General features: G+C 55.5%; 3 tRNA genes. All 3 read right to left on the reverse strand.

Going from position 1 to position 447, the window contains the following annotated elements:
• Positions 1 to 39: 39 nt before the first annotated feature.
• A tRNA-Ala gene (locus KVP70_RS33280) sits at positions 40 to 115 on the reverse strand.
• Between the two features lie 75 nt (positions 116 to 190).
• Positions 191 to 266, reverse strand: a tRNA-Glu gene (locus tag KVP70_RS33285).
• Positions 267 to 320: 54 nt separating this feature from the next.
• A tRNA-Ala gene (locus KVP70_RS33290) sits at positions 321 to 396 on the reverse strand.
• Positions 397 to 447 lie beyond the last annotated feature (51 nt).

Raw genomic sequence — 447 nt, forward strand, 5'->3', positions numbered from 1 at the left:
CTCTAGACGATGGGGACATATCGGTGCTTCCTGCGCTAATGGTGGAGGTAAGCGGGATCGAACCGCTGACCTCTTGCATGCCATGCAAGCGCTCTCCCAGCTGAGCTATACCCCCCGGGCGCAGAAAGTCTTCTGTCGTACTACGGTGCTGCAGGTGCTACTTTTACTGCTCTCATCAGCCTGGCAAAGCTGGCGTCCCCAAGGGGATTCGAACCCCTGTACTCACCGTGAAAGGGTGATGTCCTAGGCCTCTAGACGATGGGGACCTTGGAACTACAGTTACACTGTTACTACAACTCGTCGTCATCACTTCCGCGCAGTGGTGGAGGTAAGCGGGATCGAACCGCTGACCTCTTGCATGCCATGCAAGCGCTCTCCCAGCTGAGCTATACCCCCCGGGCGCAGAAATAATAAAAGCCGCTTGCGCGACTTTTGTTTTCACTACTT

The organism is Duganella violaceipulchra, assembly GCF_019166075.1.
In the GTDB taxonomy this organism is placed as follows: Bacteria; Pseudomonadota; Gammaproteobacteria; order Burkholderiales; family Burkholderiaceae_D; genus Rugamonas; species Rugamonas violaceipulchra.